This is a genomic window from Flavobacterium sp. ABG (genome assembly GCF_001027725.1).
Taxonomy (GTDB): domain Bacteria; phylum Bacteroidota; class Bacteroidia; order Flavobacteriales; family Flavobacteriaceae; genus Flavobacterium; species Flavobacterium cupriresistens.
On the sequence record NZ_LEKS01000017.1, the window covers coordinates 16,351 to 33,186 of the forward strand.

Genomic DNA, 16,836 nt, shown 5'->3' on the forward strand with positions numbered 1-16,836 from the left:
TTCAAGTTTCAGGTTTGAAAGTTTCAAGAGTCCGGGTTTCGATCCGGATTTTTTATTTTAGAATGTTTGCGTCCAGATGATGTAGCCAGTTTTCTTTGTAGCTGTTTCCAATTGGGATTTCTGTGCCGTTTAGTTCTACTTCATTTTTAGAATAGGCGGTTAGTTTTTGTGTTTGAATAATATAAGAACGATGAATCCGTACAAAATTTGGACCCAACAGTTTTTCAAAAACCGAAATATTCTGTTTAATGTGATGTGATTTTCCGTTTTCAAGATGAATCGTAATGTAATCTTTAAGGCTTTCGACATACAAAATTTCATCCAATACAATCTTGATGTTTTTACTTCCGCTGGTAACAAAAATATGATTTTCGTTTGCTGGTTTTGTTTCCTTTTTTGGAAGTTGTAACTGTTTGAATTTTTCTATCGAAACAAAGAAGCGATCAAAAGTAATTGGCTTTAACAAATAATCAATCACATTAAGTTCATAACCTTCTATGGCGTATTCCCTGTAAGCTGTAGTAAAAATTACTTTCGGAGGATTTTTTAATTTCTTCAAAAAATCATTTCCTTTTAGTAAAGGCATCTCAATATCCAGAAAAATTAAATCGATGGTATTGGTTTCTAAAAAAGAATACGCTTTCAGTGCATTTTCGAAAGAAGCTATTAATTCAAAACTTTCGAAATTGACCAAATGAGAAGTTATTAATTCTCTGGCTAATGGTTCGTCGTCAACGATGATGCATTTGTATTTCATTCAATTAAAGAATAAATGGTTTTAAAATCTAAAGATAAAGACAAAGTTTTACTTTAAAATTAGTTTTCGTTTCTTCGATTTCCAGTTGGTGTTTTTTAGGGTATAACAAGTCCAATTGCTTTCGGACATTCACTAAACCAATTTGAGATTTGTTTGAAACGGATGCGAACTCATTTTGAGGTTTGGTGTTTTCAATGCAAAAAATAATTTGGTTCTTTTTGCAGACTAAATTAAGTTGAATTTTTGCTTTTTGAGTTTCATTTACAACTCCGTGTTTAAAGGCATTCTCGATAAAAGTCAATAGTATTAAGGGAGAAATTTTGTTGTTTTCAAGGATGTCTTTTGTAAATGAAATGTCTAATCGGTTTTCATCGTAACGAAGTTTTTCCAGCGCAATGTAATTTTCAATTAAAGTAATTTCTTTTTCAATCGAAACAAAATCTTCGTTGCAGCGATATAAAACAAAATCCAGAATCTCAGATAATTTTGCAATTACTTCAGGTGCTTTATCGTCTTTTTTTAAAGTTAAAGTGTATAAATTATTTAACGTATTAAAAAGAAAATGAGGATTCAATTGGTTTTTTAAAACCTTCAGTTCCATTGATTTTTTCTCTTCTTCCAGTTTTAACAGTCGTTGTTGTTTTCGATTAAAACTTATAAATCCCAGAATTATAATCGGATAGGTAATAAAAGAGAATTCTCTAAAAATTAGTGTAAAAGAAGTTAATCTTTCCGGAACCGACATTTTATGTCCGAGCCAATCATCAAAGAAACCGGGGAATTTAGGCTCTAAATAATAATATTTTAAAATCATCAAAAGGGCAAAAATAAGATAGAGCCAGCCTACTGCGCAAAACAGAAAAACGAAGTACTTCTTTTTGTTAAGTGTTTGAGGAATAATCCAATAAATTAAGCCATAGGCAACAATTACCTGTGCTAAAATTTTCCAACTGTAGACGAAAGTAAAATCGTAATAAGTAGTGTCGTTGGACTTTGAATTAATGTATAAAAGCAAAAAAGAAATCCAATAAACACAATGAAGGAGAATTCTTTTTATATCGAGGTTTTTCAAAAAAAGCATAGGTAGTTTTAATTGCGGCAAGATACTAAAATATAGAGGAGAGCTTGATTTCTTAAGATAAATAATAGCCTTTAGGTGCTGAAAATTAACTTTCAGCATACGAATGATGCATTCCTTAAAAATTTATTATTTGAATGCTGAAAGTGTCTTTTCATCAGTGCCAAAAACAGCGGCATTGTTTTGCAATTATATTCGCTTAAAATAAGAAAAGATGATCAAATTTATTCTGCTGTTAGTTTTATTTCTGGGAAGTAAACTAAAATAAAAACGGAATTTAGAAAGCCGAAAATAATTAAATTTTAAATAGAATGAAAAAAATAATTACAACGACAATTGGTGTTTTGATTTTAGCGGGAACTCCAAAATTATTTGCACAAAAGGACAGAAAAGAGATTTTGTATCGTGAAGATGCAAGATTTAAAGGATCCGATTTGTCTACAGAGAGGGCCAAACAGAGAATACTGTATAGTGAAACTTCCAAAGTAATAAAACCAACCTTATTTGCAGACTTAGGAGAAACCTGCACCACTCCGGACGGAATGGCTTTGGATAAAAAGGGAAATTTATACTTGTCTGTTACCAACCCAACTTCATTTGAAAAGTTCGGAAGTAAAATTCTAATTTTTGATAAAAATGACAAACCAATAACCTGGTTTGATCAATTACCAGTGCATCCGGTGACAAAAAGGGTGCATCCTATGGGAATGGAGTTTGGTCCGGACGGGAATTTATATGTAGTAGACAACCAGTGTTTTGCAAGACAATCGGATGCTTCAAGATTAATTAGAGTCATAGTGAAAAATGGAAAACCGGTTAATACGGAAGTTTTGGTGGAAGGATTCAATTTTTCTGATGGACTTCGGTGGTCTAAAAACCGCATTTACATTACCGATGCTTCATTTAATAAAGGGGAAGAAAGCGGTATTTATAGTTTTTCGCTTGACGAATTAAACAAAGATAAAATTGTACTGGATGCTTCAAATAAGGAGAAGTATCTCATCAGTACTTTTACTTTAAAACCCGGGACTGCAAAACACTCACTCGGAATTGACGGAATTGCATTTGATAAAAATGGGAATTTGTATGGAGGCAGTTTTGGAGACGGTGTGATTACTAAAATTGAGTTTTTTAATGATGGAAAAGTAAAATCTAAAAAAGTTGTTTTTGATTCGGATCAGTTAAAATGCAGCGATGGCTTTTTTTATGATGAGAGCAGAAACTCTATTTTCATTGCCAATTATGATAACAATAGTGTACATCAATTAAACTTAAATACCAATACTATTTCTTTGATTTGGGAGAATGAAAATGCAGATGGTTCAGACGGACAATTGGATAATCCTTGTGAAACCATTATTTACAAAGGCAAATTGCTGGTCGTGAATTACGATACTTTTGAAGGAGTAAAAAATATTGGAACGGATCCTTTTCACACCATTTCAAGTTTTGATTTGGAGGGTTTAAAATAAAATTCAAAATAAGACCACAAGTATTTCCTCTAAAATACTTGTGGTCTCTATATAAGGATTGCGTACAATCTCGAACGTTAGATTTTTCTATATTCCCATTAATCAGGCGGTCGCAAGTTCCTTTTTAGCGAGACAGAACTTATTTTTGATCAAATCAATATTTGAAATAAATTCACGTAAGGCAAGTCTTGAAGTGGCATCGCTATATTTAAAATTAGGATTGAAGAAAAATTCACGGCAAATTACAGGCTCTGTTGTAAAATCATAAGGAGTCATTTCTGAGTGCTTTGTTTGGTGATTTTCAAGTGGAAATAAAGAGGTAAGTTCAAATAACGAATTCATAAACCAGCTGTCAAACGCTTTCTTTTTAGGGGTAATGTGGCGCACCAACAATACTAAACCGACTAATTCACTTTGTAATAAATCAGATCCTTTTCGGTACTTCATATCGATCATTTTCACATGTACAAGCGCAACCCATATTGGACCTTTTACATAACCGTATGCCAGATATTTTAGATTGGGATCAAAAATTAGCGGTTTAGTGTTTTCGTGATTTTCTATAGAGCACCAAAGAGATTCAATACGTTGCATTAGATCATCAAACAGTATCGTATGTTTTTTAAAACGCCAATAGACCCATTCGAGCAAGGCAGCAGCAAGGGCTAATGAAGCTTTTTGATTCAGTCTGTTGAGTGTGATTTCCAATTCTTCATTTGTTTGAAGGGGATCTAATAGTTTCTCTATTACCCGATCATTCCATTTGTAATCCAGGGTACTGGTAATACATTTTGATTCAATAATTATTGGGGGAATATTTTTTATGTTTTTCATTTTCAATAGATTATAATTTACATCTTTTTCTAAGTTTTGGATTAACATTAAATAGTTTTATAAATGCGTTCTTAACTAAAGACAAAATTATTATATCCTGAATTTGAAAGGGCTTTGATAAGTTTTAAAAGTAATAGAATAAGGTTTTTATGATTTGTATGTTGTTAACTATCAACAGGGTAGTGAAGATTTTTCGTTTTTGTTTCGAAAAAGAAAACGGATGAATTTTGTTAATGGTGTAAGATCTTGTAATTCATTATTTTAAATGGATTGGGACTTTAAATGAACAGTGTGCTCTTTAGGATTTATAAAAATTATTCGGGGTCAATGTAGTATTCGTTTTAGTGGTAGTATAGAAATTGTCGTCTGTTTTTTGTGTCTGAATCGTATAATTAACAAAAGAATGTCGTTTGTCGACTATTATTTTTCGTTCCTGTACTTTTATTTGCGCCATCTGTAATAGAGAGATATCTTTACTACAGCAACAACTACTTTTATATTGAAAACAGTTACAAGAATATCGATCTATTGGAAAATTCAGCTCATTGCCTGGAGTACTGCTTCTTTGTATTGGGGATTTTCAGCTTTCTTTACCGGTAATTTTATCTGGAAAATAGGCCTTGCAGATTTGATACTGGATGTATCGATTGGCATTGCAATAACACATCTTTACAGAAATTTTGCTTTAAAAAAAGGATGGAATAAATTAACGCTGAAAAGATTAGTTCCCAAAATGGTACTTAGTGTTTTGATTCTTTCCTTCTTGTATTTGTTTTTGATTGTTGGCAAACTTTATTTAGTGCGTTTGTTTCTTTTAAAAAATACGGAGGTTTCCTTTATAACATTTTTTAAAACGACACAGCTGCAGGTTTTTATAACCGGAACAAGGTTAATGTCTATCTGGGTATTGGCCTATCATTTGTATCATTATTCAAGGCTTGAAATAGAGAGGGTAAAGGAAAATGCCCGATTGTCGATTATAATAAAAGAAGCACAGTTAAATAATCTTAGTGCGCAGCTTAACCCGCATTTCTTTTTTAATTCCTTGAATACGATAAAATTCCTCGTACTAGAAAACCCGCATTCGGCCAGGAGAGCGATTGATCTTTTGTCTGAGCTGCTAAGGAATTCCTTAAAGACTAATAATGGAGAATTAGTAGCTTTAAATGAGGAAATGAATCTTGTTAAAGATTATCTGGAGCTGGAAAAAATTCGATTTGAGGAACGTTTGGAAATAACAATTGATGTAAATGAAGCAGTATTAGATTATTTGATTTTGCCTTTGAGTATCCAGTCGCTGGTTGAGAATGCAATAAAACACGGAATTGAAAAAAGAAAACACGGCGGACTCCTTATTGTTAAGGTTGAGGAAGAGAATAATTTCATAAAAATTAGTGTTCAAAATTCGGGAAAATTACACAATGAGAGAAAAAATCCGGGGATAGGATTACATAATCTGAAAGAGAGACTACTCTTGTATTATAACGGAAATGCCTCTTTTGAAATTAAAGAAATCGGAAACGAAACCGTTTTGGCAACTCTTTTAATACCTTCGAAATGAAAAAGATAAAAGTTATCATAGTCGATGATGAACGTTCATCCAGAGAAGAGCTGAAAAGAGCATTGAAGATTTACGAAGATTTTGTTCTTATAGGCGAGGCTGAAAATGCCGATGATGCTAAGGATTTAATCGAAACAGAAATGCCGGATTTAATTTTTTTAGACATTCAGATGCCCGAGAAATCAGGTTTCGATTTATTAGAATCTTTAGATAATGCGCCGGCCGTATTGTTTACTACGGCCTATAATGAGTATGCCGTGCAAGCATTTGAAGTAAATGCCTTAGATTATCTGTTGAAGCCCATACGCGAGGAACGTTTTGCAAAAGCAATAGAAAAAATAAGGAATACCATAAAACAGAAAAGTGACCTGTCTAATGCCGTAACGAGCGACCAGAAGATTTTCATTAAGGACGGAGAGAAACGATTCTTTATTCAATTGGATGAAATTTATTTAATTGAATCACTGGAAAATTATACCAGACTTTATTTTCAAGGCAAAAAAGCACTGCAAAGACGATCGCTCCGCCAATGGGAAGCGCTATTGGATGAAACGGTCTTTTTTAGAATAAACAGAACTGAAATTATAAATATTAAGCACATCCTCGAAGTAAACCAAACCAGGAGTGGCAGGTTAGAAGTAAAGCTGAAAACCGGAGAATTGTTAGAAGTATCAAACCGTCAATCGGTCAAATTTAAAAACAACAACGGGATTTGGTAAAAGAAACAGCTTTGTTTTTTTGTCCTGTACAGCAAAAGTAACAAACCGTTAAAAACACACACCAGTATTAGACGCAGAACAGTTATGAAAAATGAATCCTTAGATATCGTTGTGGACTTCTTTTGCCGTATATCAAATTTCAAAAACGCATACTAAAAAACAAGCAATGAAATCAATTTTAAATTTTGCATTTTTTATTTTAATACTATCAAATGCATTCGCACAACAGACAAGTGCAACAAGGTCACAAGATTTGAAAAGTGCCTATGATATTCAGGACAGTGTGATGGTCAAAACACGAGATGGTGCATGGATATCGGCAATGGTAGTACGAAAAAAAGGGATCAGTACGCCAAAGCCGGTAGTACTTCAATTTACGATTTATGTCAGGGATAAAGGAAGGGATATAAAATCTTTAAAAGAAGCAGCAGATAACGGGTATGTAGGAGTTATAGCCTATACAAGAGGGAAGCGGTTTAGCCCCAATGAGGTATTTCCTTATGAGAATGACGGAAATGATGCCTACGATGTGATTGATTGGATTAGTAAACAAAAATGGTGTAATGGAAGCGTTGGAATGTACGGAGGAAGCTATAATGGGTTGACTCAATGGGCGGCTTGCAAGAAAATGCATCCGGCGCTTAAAACCATAGTTCCTTATGTCGCCAATAGAGCCGGGATGGGGCTACCGATGGAAAACAACATTTTTGTAAACCCTAATTACGAATGGTCATTTTATGCCGGTAGTACAAAATACCTCGATACTGTTGCAGGAAATGACAGACAACGTTTTAGGAAAATGATGTTTAAATGGTGGGAAACCGGCGTTGCCTATAAAAAAATGGATAGTATTGATGGTGTTCCCAACCGACTTTTTCAGAGATGACTGAAACATCCTTCGTTTGATAAATATTGGCAAAAAATGACGCCTTACGGAAAAGAATTCGCTCAAATAAAGATACCGATTTTAGTTTTTGACGGCTATTACAACGACTCCCAAAACTCCAGTTTGTCCTATGTAAGAGAACTTCAGAAATACAGTAAAAACACTTCGGTTTATGTGATTATCGGCCCATATGGTCACTTTGGTACTCAGATTGGTGGTGAAACCGATTTGTATAACTATAAGGTTGATCCAATAGCGTTAATCGATATAAAAAAAATAACCTACCAATGGTTGGACTATATTCTGAAAAACGGCCCAAAACCCGAAATACTGAAAGATAAAATCAACTATGAAGTGATGGGCACAAATGAGTGGCGCAGTGCCTCTTCGCTTGACAAAATGAGCAATGGTTTCCTTCGGTTGTATTTGACCGACAACAAATCCGGAGATTTTTATGCCTTAAATGATAAAAAAACAGTTCAGAAAAAATATCTGTATCAGGAGGTTGATTTCGCAGACCGACAAACACAGAATAATGAGTATTATCCCGATCCCATTATTAGAAAAGAAATAAATACCAGCAACGGATTTGTTTTTATAAGTGATGTACTCAAAGAGCCTATGTTGATAAATGGTTCGTTCTCGGGCGAAATAAAAGCAAGTATCAATAAAAAAGACATGGATATTGGTGTGACACTTTATGAAATAATGCCAAATGGCGAATACTTTCATTTGTCTTATTTTTTAGGCCGTGCCAGTTATGCTAAAGATGCTACAAAAAGAAATTTATTAAAACCAAACCGAATAGCGTCAATTCCTTTTTCGAATACACATTTGGTCAGTAAACAATTGAGCAAAGGCAGTCGTTTGGTTGTGGTGCTAAATGTAAATAAAAACCCTTTTTCAGAATTGAATTACGGAACGGGGAAGACAGTAACGGAAGAAACGATAAAAGACGCAAAAGTGCCATTGAAAGTAAAATGGTATACAGATAGTTTTGTGAAAATTCCAATTTGGAAATAAATAAGAGGAATGAAGGTTAAAAATAGACAAACCCGACAGGTTCTAAGAAGCTGTCGGGTTTAAGTAGGTAGAAATAGTTATGAGCTATGCTTTTGATTTCAGATTTTTTTAATTGAGCCAATGAATAAAAAATAAATCAACTATGAGTTAATTGGTATTGTTTCTTTATTGTGCATTGGGATTATCAAAATATTATTCTTTTAGGACATTTAAAAATAGCATTGTATTTCTTTTAAAGATTATTTTTTAATAAATTTTTTAGCAATTCGTTGTTTTCCATTGCTTAGTTTCAGCGTGTATATTCCGGAGCTTAATTGGCTAACATTAATAGAGCAACCTTTGGATAAGTTTCCTGTAGCAACTTGCTGACCTAAAGCATTTATAATTTTAAAAATAAATGGATCCTTTTCTGGTAACGAAATATTTAATTCATTATCAACAGGATTTGGATACAATTCAAAATCAGAAATTTCGTCTGTTTTATTTAAATTAGGGGTTGACAGTGTGGCTGTAACATTTACGGAATAATCTTGAACTTGCCCAAAATAGAAATAATCACATGGTCCGGGAATAGCTTTGTATCTCATCGAAACTCTCATTCTTGTAGGGCCAAGCATTGCTGTAGCGGGTATGGTAATGTTACCAAGTACGGGAGTTGTAATGGAGGGGGCGTTTGTCCAAACTGTTTCGCCAACATCACTAAAAAAACCATTATGATTATAGTCAATAAAAACCGAATACCCTTCATTACTGATATTCGCATCTTTCCATATAGGTGTAATTGAAATCGGATAATTGGATCCGATTGCCACGTCGGTAGATAGATCCGTAAAATCTTCATACCCATTTGCATCTCCTTTTTTTTCTAATGTATTATTAATAGTTCCAAATTTAACCTGACCGATTGACTCATCAATGTTATTTCCCGCAGAATCGCAATAGATTAGATTTGGGTTTATTATGTTTAATGTATAATCTTCAACTTGTCCTCCATCAAAAAAGCGACATGCACCGGGAACTTCGGCATATTCCATAACGATTCTCATTCTTGTAATACCATTTTTTGCAACTTTCGATGGAATGGTAATTTGCCCTGTTACTACTGCGTCTCTGGTCGGCTCTTTTGTCCAGACAGTTTCTTCATATCCATCAAGAGAACCATCTTGATTATAATCAATAAAAACGGCATATCCATATCCAAATTCTGCCGGCAATCTGGAAACATCAGATGGTGTGATTGTAATAGTGTATTTTTTCCCCGCATTCACATCGCTGGAAATATGAAGAAAATTTTCATAACCTACTGTTTCTGTTGAAACATTATTAATGGTACCAAATTCTACTTTACCAATTACGTCATTACTATGTCCCGCTATTTCTTCAGACTCACAATACTCACTTTTTGTGGCTACATCAACAATATTACTTGCTGCAGAGGTACTTCCGTCATTTCCTTTTGCAACGACATGAAAACTATAATTGCTATTGTCATCTAAGCCAGTTACGGTATAGGTAGTTGTTGTACATGAACCTATAAAAATTGTTCCTTTATAGATATTGTATCGGACAATAGGCGTTTCGCTAAAAGCTGGTGCTGTCCAGGATAATGAAACCGTTGTAGCTGTTGTTCCGGATGGAATTAAATTTATGGGCGCTTGTGGTGGTGGAGCCGCCCCGTACATTGCTCCAACTCCCACAGCATAAAATGCGTTGGTTGTAGCAATAACCTCCGGTGAAGCATCACCATACAAATCTATGGCTGATTGTATTGCATAGGTTCTTGCGTCAGCATAAGTTGAGATAGGAGAAAGATATATGCTCTCTAAACGATAGGCAATCTTTGCCGCTTTATCGATGGTAATTCCGGTAACATTATATTGATCTCCGATATCATTAGTCCCTTTTTTACCAACAGATAAAATATAAAACCAATGATTAAGTACCCCTGAATTGGTATGAACTCCGCAATAATCATTAGAACTACTTGGATAATGCCCTTCTGTATCTTTCCAATAAGTCCCTCCATAGGTGTCGGGTTGTTCCTCTAATTTAGGATTACTCATAGAACGAATGCCATTTTGTCCTCCTGGTTTTACTTCATTACCTATTTCCCAGATTAATTTTGAAGGCGCTGCGTAATATTCAACACATGCAGCCCATATATCTGAGAAGCCTTCGTTTATTGCTCCGGGTTCATATTGATAAACTAAACCCGCAGTATTTTGACACACGGCATGCCCAATTTCATGAGCAACAATATCCAAAGAGGTTAATATATCAAATCCTCCTGCATCTTTACCGTCACCGTAGGTCATAACACTTCCGTTCCAAAAAGCATTTTCATTTGTTGGATATCCGCCTTCAATTAAACTGTAATGGATGTAATTTTTGATTTTTGCACCCAAATTATCAAAACTATTTCTTTCATGAATTTTTAAAAAGTAATCGTAGGTCATCTCTGCTCCCCAATGCGCATCAAGGGCTCCGTTATCTTTTTGAGCGTTATTGTATTCGGCTTGTGTCCAATTATTGTCAGCATCTGTGAAATTTGTTTCCGGATAGGTTGCTGTTCCCTTACAATCATAGGTTTGAATACCGTCGCCTCGAGTTTGGTCCATTAAAATATAAAAACCTTCCTGTAATGCGGTTTGAATTGTTTGTGTGCCGCTATAACGAGTAGCTGCATTAGCAGACAAATAGTCCATTTTATAGCGAAAAGGTTCTTTGTGATTTTCCGGATTGATGTGTATTGGTTTTTCCGGATTATTTTCGCTAAGATGTTTTATAGTTGCATTATAAAATAATGCTTCTCCTGTTAAAGCATCAATATATAAATCACCACGACTTAGAGGATTTGTTGCGTAAATATCAAATTTATAGGCCAAACGAACTTTGTCTTTTGATTTATTTTGCTCTCCTTTAACAGGTAATAAAACCAATTCTCCTGCAGGTTTTTTGTAGCCTATTGTATTGGCATCATTTGGAGTTTCCCATAAATACTGCTTAGCTCCAATATGGTTTATTGCTTTATTAAAAGCTTCTTTAGCTGAAAGTGTTGGCTTGGTTATAACATTTTCAAGATTATAATAGTCACCATTCATAGAAATCAGTTTTCCTTTTTTTGAATGCAGGTTGTAGTTTACAAACTCAACTTTTATTCCCTGATTGTATAATTGAAATTTCTCATGAATAAAACCTTCTTTATCGGAATCGATTTTAATTTTTTGAAAAGATTGGTTATTGTTCAAACTCAATTGATCCTCAAAAACTTTTTCGGAATCGGAGCTTTTATAACTTGATTTGTTGCTAAAAACAATTAGATTAGGTTGTCCGCTTTCAGATAAAACTTTCTTGCTTACACGTTTGTCTGTTACTTGAGCAGATATTGATGAAAACAATAAAAAGACGATAAAACAGATTATTTTGGGTTGTTTTTTTTTCATTATTCCTTTTTTGGTTAAATAGCAATGATAATTTAGATTCTTAATGCTTACGGAGTAAAAAATAAATGGACAGCAGTTTCATGCAATCATTGCTGTTTTTATTGATAATCGAAATAGTATCCTGTTCAGAAAATCAAATTATCTTTCCGGCAACTTTAAGAGTATAGTTGTGCTAAATCATTTTAATACGTTAACTGATTTTTTTACGTTGCAAAATGAATTTTTTGTAACGTCGATATTCGAAATAAAATTATTTAATGCTTTTTTGGCAGAATCGGGATTGTATTTAAAGGATCGCGAAAAGAAAAATTCGCGGCAAATTACCGGTTCTGAGGATGCATCATAAATAACATCTTCTGAATATTCAATTTGTTCATCCTGATTTGGAAATTGGTTGGCGAGTTTAGAGAGTGTTTTTTTTAGCCATTTATCAAATTTTTTTTTCTCTGGTGTAAGATGGCGTACTGTTAAAACCAGTCCTATGACTTCGCTTTGAATTAAAGAAGATCCTTTTCGGCTTAACACATCTATCATTCTTACATTCATTAGTGCCACCCAAATTGGCCCATCTATGAAGCCGGATACGGGAAAACTCAGATCAGTGTCGAAATCTAACGGTTTAGTGTTTTTAGGATTTTCAATAGAAGACCATAGTGCCTCGATACGGTGGTGTATTTCATCAGACATTTTATCGTATTCTTTAAAGCGCCAATACACCCATTCTAATAATGATGCGGTAAGACCTAAAGAGGCTTTGTGACCAATTTTGTTTAATGTTTTGTCAAGTTGATCGTTTTCGCCATTTGGGTCTAAAAGGGTTGATAGGATTTTATCATTCCATTTGTAATCAATTGCGTGACCAATGCTATGCGATTTTTTGATTGCTTTTGGTGGTTTGGTTAAATTTTTCATGTTTATTTTGGTAAAGTTAATTTCATATTGCTAAATGTTGTTTGAGCCATAAATTATTATAATGTGCCTTGTTTCTATTAAGGAATCCAAAATAGATGAGGTGCTGTCTTTTAGAATTTATTTTTTCGCATTTTCAAAGAAACACTGTAAGATTATAGTAACTCGTTGGGTGTAATTGTTTTTTGATAAATAGATTGCGGTTTTACATCGTCTAAAAATGTTTTAGCTTAAATAAAGCACAGTAGACGATGCGAAAAAAATAGAATATTATTGAAACCCCTCACAATATTATATTCCCAATCTATGTTTTCATATGTTAGATAATAGTACTTTTTAATTACACCCAAGCGAGTTGTGGTTATAAATCTTACTTCAAAGGATAAAAGAAAAACCGTAAATATGAGAATCAATTAATATTTGTAAAGTTTGAATTAATAGTCAACAATAGCTGTTGTTTTAATGTCGGAAATAACTTACTTGAGATAAGAAGTTTTAAGTGAAAAAAGAATTGAGTTTGTTATTGTGGAGGATTAATTTTTACTCACAATTTAAAAATAGGAAGCAAAAAAAAATCCGAATCTTAAAAGTAAGATTCGGATTTCTATAAATAGTGTCGCTCTAAGACGAAAGGAGCAAATTATCCTAAAAATGGATATTTGTAATCTTCCGGAGTTACAAAAGTTTCTTTGATTGTTCTAGGAGAAGCCCAACGCAATAAGTTTAATGCAGAACCTGCTTTATCGTTTGTTCCTGATGCTCTTGCTCCACCAAACGGTTGCATACCTACAACAGCTCCAGTTGGTTTATCATTAATGTAGAAGTTACCCGCAGCATTTTGCAATTTCGTAGTTGCTACTTCAATAGCATAACGATCCTGGCTAAATACAGCTCCTGTCAAAGCATACTCAGAAGTAGTATCAACCAATTCTAAAGTCTCTTCCCATTTAGCATCTTCGTAAACGTAAATTGTCATTACCGGTCCGAATAATTCGGTTTCCATGGTAGTGTATTTTGGATTTGTAGTTACAATAACTGTTGGCTCAATAAAGTACCCTACAGATTTATCATAATTTCCTCCAACGATGATTTCAGCGTCAGCATCTTTTTTAGCCTGGTCGATATAACTCGCCAATTTATCAAAAGAACCTTCGTGGATAACTGCAGTAATAAAGTTTCCGAAATCTTCCGGAGAACCCATTTTCATTGATTTTACATCAGCGATTAATTGCTCTTTTACAGTTGGCCATAAACTTTGAGGGATATAGGCTCTTGAAGCTGCAGAACATTTTTGTCCTTGAAATTCGAAAGCACCACGAGAAATTCCCGTACTAACTTGTTTTGCATTAGCGCTTGGGTGTGCAATGATAAAATCTTTACCACCTGTTTCACCAACAATTCTTGGATATGTTTTGTAGTGGTGAATGTTTGCTCCAATTTTAGCCCAGATGTCTTTGAATACATGAGTTGAACCTGTAAAGTGAACTCCTGCAAAATCACGACTTGCTAAAACGGTATCAGTAATCATTAAAGCATCTCCAAAAACTACGTTGATAACGCCATCAGGAACTCCCGCTTCTTTGAATACTTCAATAATGATTTTTGTAGAGAATACTTGACTGTCACTTGGTTTCCAGATAACAACGTTACCCATCATTGCAGCACTTGCAGGAAGGTTTGCAGCGATAGCAGTAAAGTTAAAAGGAGTAATTGCGTAAACAAAACCTTCAAGAGGTCTGTACTCTAAACGATTCCAGGTTGTAGAATCTGATTTTGGTTGATCGTTGTAAATTTGTGTCATAAATTCTACGTTGTAACGTAAAAAGTCGATCAATTCACAAGAAGCATCAATTTCTGCCTGGTGTATATTTTTAGACTGACCAATCATAGTAGCTGCATTGATGCGCGCTCTGTATGGTCCTGCAATAAGTTCAGCTGCTTTTAAGAAAATAGCCGCACGTTGTTCCCATGCCATGTTAGCCCATGCTGTTCTTGATTCAAGTGCATTAGCAATTGCTTTTTCGATATGTTGCTTTTCAGCTAAGTGATACGTTCCTACGATATGTTTGTGATCGTGAGGAGCTGATATTGTTTTAGTGTTTCCAGTTTTAATTTCTTCACTTCCAATATATAACGGAACATCAATTTTTGAGTTCCACATTGTAGTGTAAGCTGCCTGAACAGCTGCTTTTTCTGGTGAGTTTGGTGCGTATCCTTTTACCGGCTCGTTTACCGCTTTTGGTACATGAAAGAATCCTTTTAGCATGTTATTTAAAATTAGATAATTAGACAATTTAATGGTTAGAGGATTTGATTTGTTACGAATAATCTAACGCTGCACAAAAGTACAAAGGATAAATTAATAATTTGATAATTTTATGAATAAGATAACTATAAGAAATATAGTTTTAACTTAGAACTAGTTTAAAGCAAAAGGAGCACACATTCTGAAAGTAGGAACAATTACTTTGAATGTTTTGGTGGTTGTGAAATTAATCATGTTAAAATAACCTTTCATAGCTCCATAAGGAGAGGATAATAAACAACCCGAACTATAGGTGTGATTTTCTCCGGGTTTTAAAACAGGTTTTTTTCCAATAACACCTTCTCCGTCAACAAATTCAATGTCATTAAGAGAATCGAAAATTTCCCAATGGCGAGACGTTAACTGAACAGAATCTTTACTGTGATTCTCGATTGTAATTACATAACTAAAGGCAAAGTGAATCTTATAGTTCTTGAAGTAAGTTCCTTCAAAACTAGTTAAAACCGATATTTTTATGCCTCGTGTAATCTGAGAAACCATAACTAACGTAGTATATATGTGTGCGTTATACGTGCAAACTTACAAAAAAAATCGTTTGTTTGAAATCCTTTAACAATGTTTTTAATTGGTGATATTGATGGAGTTAGCATTTCCTTTTCCAATTACTCTCTCATAACGATCAGAACTTTGTTTGTAATAGACCAAAATTATGTAATCGTTTTCGGTTTGGTAGAAGTTTCCGTCAATCGCATTTTCATAATTAATATTTCCTTTTCTATCTGCAATTTTATACTCAAAATTGGTAAAACCCTGTTTGATCATGATCGCTTTTTCATAAACGCCTTTGTCTGTATTGTACTCCATTTTGTATTCGGGAGTCAGACTGTAATTGTTGAACATTCCGGTTACATAAATATCTTCCTGATTCGATCTGAAAGTAGGGGCGGAGAGCGAAAAATAAACCCAGGCATAATCAGCTTCAATTTCGTTGTTTGAGCCGTTTATGTTTTTTACGACAAAGTTCCCGTTTACGTCCTGATACAACGTATAAATCTGATTGGCTCGTGCTTGATTGGTGTACAGATAAGAATTGTAAATATCACCGCTCGAACCCACTTTGCCTACGTTGTTGTTTGCAGCGCGGATGTCTTTGTTTTCAAAATACAAAAATTCATTTCCTGCCCAAAATTGCGTCTCTTTATCGTATTTGTAAACCAGTTGGTTTCCGAGGGTATACTGTGGGACGATATTTTTAATAGCAGTGCTAAAATCCCCATTTTGCAATAAAAGTACTTTTACATTTTGCAAAGGAGTCTGAAAAACAATATCGTTTGACAGTATGGCAAAATCAAGATTCTGTTTGTAATCGATATTGCTGAGGTTTCGGCTTCTCTTTACCTGAGCTGCTACGGTAGAATGCTCTTCGTATAAAATAAATTTTCTCGAAAAAACAACTTCTCTGTCTTCGTTGAGAATTTTCAGGATATAATTACCTGAGATTCTCAGCTGATTGGTAAATTGATTTGGGAAAGGAAGTTTATAATGCGAATAAACCTGTAGGGTATTGAAAGAATTAGCGTAATTCATAATTCTTTGATTATCAAAGCCTGTAATGTAATCCGTTTTAGGGATATCTGTCGGTTTCCAGTTGTAATCGCAGTGTGTAATGTCAAAATAGTAGTTGGCTTCATTACCAAATAAATCATCAAACTGTAATTCAAAGGTAGAACCCAACTCAAATATTGGAACAACATTGGCACCATTTTGAACAAAAGCAACTGTTTTTATATTGTAAGGTGGTGCAACTTCAGTTTGTACTTCCTGCGCTGTTGCCGAAGTAAAAATAAAAAACAAAAGAAGGTACTGAAATAAAAATTTTGGCATCTTA

At 34.1% G+C, this 16,836-nt stretch carries 13 protein-coding genes; 5 read left to right on the forward strand and 8 right to left on the reverse strand.

Annotated features, from left to right (window positions below; genetic code table 11):
• Positions 1 to 52 precede the first annotated feature (52 nt).
• A complete protein-coding gene (locus AB674_RS16270) occupies positions 53 to 757 on the reverse strand; it encodes a LytR/AlgR family response regulator transcription factor (RefSeq protein WP_047778334.1) in 705 nt (234 codons plus the stop codon).
• Between the two features lie 28 nt (positions 758 to 785).
• Complete coding sequence (locus AB674_RS16275) at positions 786 to 1,829, reverse strand: sensor histidine kinase (RefSeq protein WP_165579388.1); 1,044 nt, start codon at positions 1,827 to 1,829, stop codon at positions 786 to 788.
• 317 nt (positions 1,830 to 2,146) lie between these two features.
• On the opposite strand from AB674_RS16275, the gene AB674_RS16280 reads away from it, so the two are divergent.
• Positions 2,147 to 3,307 carry an SMP-30/gluconolactonase/LRE family protein gene (locus AB674_RS16280; RefSeq protein WP_047778335.1) on the forward strand — a complete coding sequence of 387 codons (1,161 nt, stop codon included), beginning with the start codon at positions 2,147 to 2,149 and terminating at the stop codon, positions 3,305 to 3,307.
• A gap of 102 nt (positions 3,308 to 3,409) precedes the next feature.
• On the opposite strand, the gene AB674_RS16285 is transcribed toward AB674_RS16280, so the two are convergent.
• Complete coding sequence (locus tag AB674_RS16285) at positions 3,410 to 4,141, reverse strand: hypothetical protein (protein WP_047778416.1); 732 nt, start codon at positions 4,139 to 4,141, stop codon at positions 3,410 to 3,412.
• Between the two features lie 499 nt (positions 4,142 to 4,640).
• Between AB674_RS16285 and AB674_RS16290 the strand changes: the two genes are divergently transcribed.
• From AB674_RS16290 to AB674_RS23095, 4 genes are all read left to right on the forward strand, one after another.
• Positions 4,641 to 5,702, forward strand: a complete 1,062-nt coding sequence (locus AB674_RS16290; RefSeq protein WP_240478101.1) for a sensor histidine kinase — start codon at positions 4,641 to 4,643, stop codon at positions 5,700 to 5,702.
• Positions 5,699 to 6,421: a LytR/AlgR family response regulator transcription factor gene (locus AB674_RS16295; RefSeq protein ID WP_047778337.1), complete on the forward strand. Its 723-nt coding sequence runs from the start codon at positions 5,699 to 5,701 to the stop codon at positions 6,419 to 6,421. Before AB674_RS16290 ends, AB674_RS16295 begins: the two co-directional genes overlap by 4 nt.
• Before the next feature lie 166 nt (positions 6,422 to 6,587).
• A complete protein-coding gene (locus tag AB674_RS23090) occupies positions 6,588 to 7,307 on the forward strand; it encodes a CocE/NonD family hydrolase (RefSeq protein WP_240478102.1) in 720 nt (239 codons plus the stop codon).
• Between the two features lie 36 nt (positions 7,308 to 7,343).
• Positions 7,344 to 8,330 (forward strand): CocE/NonD family hydrolase C-terminal non-catalytic domain-containing protein, encoded by a 987-nt coding sequence (locus AB674_RS23095; protein WP_240478103.1) that lies wholly within the window; start codon positions 7,344 to 7,346, stop codon positions 8,328 to 8,330.
• A 239-nt stretch (positions 8,331 to 8,569) separates the two neighbouring features.
• On the opposite strand, the gene AB674_RS16305 is transcribed toward AB674_RS23095, so the two are convergent.
• From AB674_RS16305 to AB674_RS16325, 5 genes are all read right to left on the reverse strand, one after another.
• On the reverse strand, positions 8,570 to 11,773 hold the full coding sequence (locus AB674_RS16305; RefSeq protein ID WP_047778338.1) for a M4 family metallopeptidase: 3,204 nt from the start codon (positions 11,771 to 11,773) through the stop codon (positions 8,570 to 8,572).
• 177 nt (positions 11,774 to 11,950) lie between these two features.
• The gene (locus AB674_RS16310; protein WP_047778339.1) at positions 11,951 to 12,685 is read right to left on the reverse strand and encodes a hypothetical protein; all 735 of its coding nucleotides are present in this window, start codon (positions 12,683 to 12,685) and stop codon (positions 11,951 to 11,953) included.
• Between the two features lie 637 nt (positions 12,686 to 13,322).
• Positions 13,323 to 14,948, reverse strand: a complete 1,626-nt coding sequence (gene pruA / locus AB674_RS16315) for an L-glutamate gamma-semialdehyde dehydrogenase (protein WP_047778340.1) — start codon at positions 14,946 to 14,948, stop codon at positions 13,323 to 13,325.
• A 153-nt stretch (positions 14,949 to 15,101) separates the two neighbouring features.
• Entirely contained in the window at positions 15,102 to 15,488 is a 387-nt protein-coding gene (gene apaG, locus AB674_RS16320; RefSeq protein WP_047778341.1) for a Co2+/Mg2+ efflux protein ApaG, read from the reverse strand.
• 81 nt (positions 15,489 to 15,569) lie between these two features.
• Positions 15,570 to 16,832 (reverse strand): DUF5103 domain-containing protein, encoded by a 1,263-nt coding sequence (locus AB674_RS16325; RefSeq protein ID WP_047778342.1) that lies wholly within the window; start codon positions 16,830 to 16,832, stop codon positions 15,570 to 15,572.
• Positions 16,833 to 16,836 lie beyond the last annotated feature (4 nt).

Coding starts and splice junctions, on each gene's coding strand:
- pruA (WP_047778340.1), bottom strand. CDS start 14,948: ATGCTAAAAGGATTCTTTCATGTACCAAAAGCGGTAAACGAGCCGGTA.
- AB674_RS16285 (WP_047778416.1), bottom strand. CDS start 4,141: ATGAAAAACATAAAAAATATTCCCCCAATAATTATTGAATCAAAATGT.
- AB674_RS16270 (WP_047778334.1), bottom strand. CDS start 757: ATGAAATACAAATGCATCATCGTTGACGACGAACCATTAGCCAGAGAA.
- AB674_RS16325 (WP_047778342.1), bottom strand. CDS start 16,832: ATGCCAAAATTTTTATTTCAGTACCTTCTTTTGTTTTTTATTTTTACT.
- AB674_RS16310 (WP_047778339.1), bottom strand. CDS start 12,685: ATGAAAAATTTAACCAAACCACCAAAAGCAATCAAAAAATCGCATAGC.
- AB674_RS23095 (WP_240478103.1), top strand. CDS start 7,344: ATGACGCCTTACGGAAAAGAATTCGCTCAAATAAAGATACCGATTTTA.
- AB674_RS16295 (WP_047778337.1), top strand. CDS start 5,699: ATGAAAAAGATAAAAGTTATCATAGTCGATGATGAACGTTCATCCAGA.
- AB674_RS23090 (WP_240478102.1), top strand. CDS start 6,588: ATGAAATCAATTTTAAATTTTGCATTTTTTATTTTAATACTATCAAAT.
- apaG (WP_047778341.1), bottom strand. CDS start 15,488: ATGGTTTCTCAGATTACACGAGGCATAAAAATATCGGTTTTAACTAGT.
- AB674_RS16280 (WP_047778335.1), top strand. CDS start 2,147: ATGAAAAAAATAATTACAACGACAATTGGTGTTTTGATTTTAGCGGGA.
- AB674_RS16305 (WP_047778338.1), bottom strand. CDS start 11,773: ATGAAAAAAAAACAACCCAAAATAATCTGTTTTATCGTCTTTTTATTG.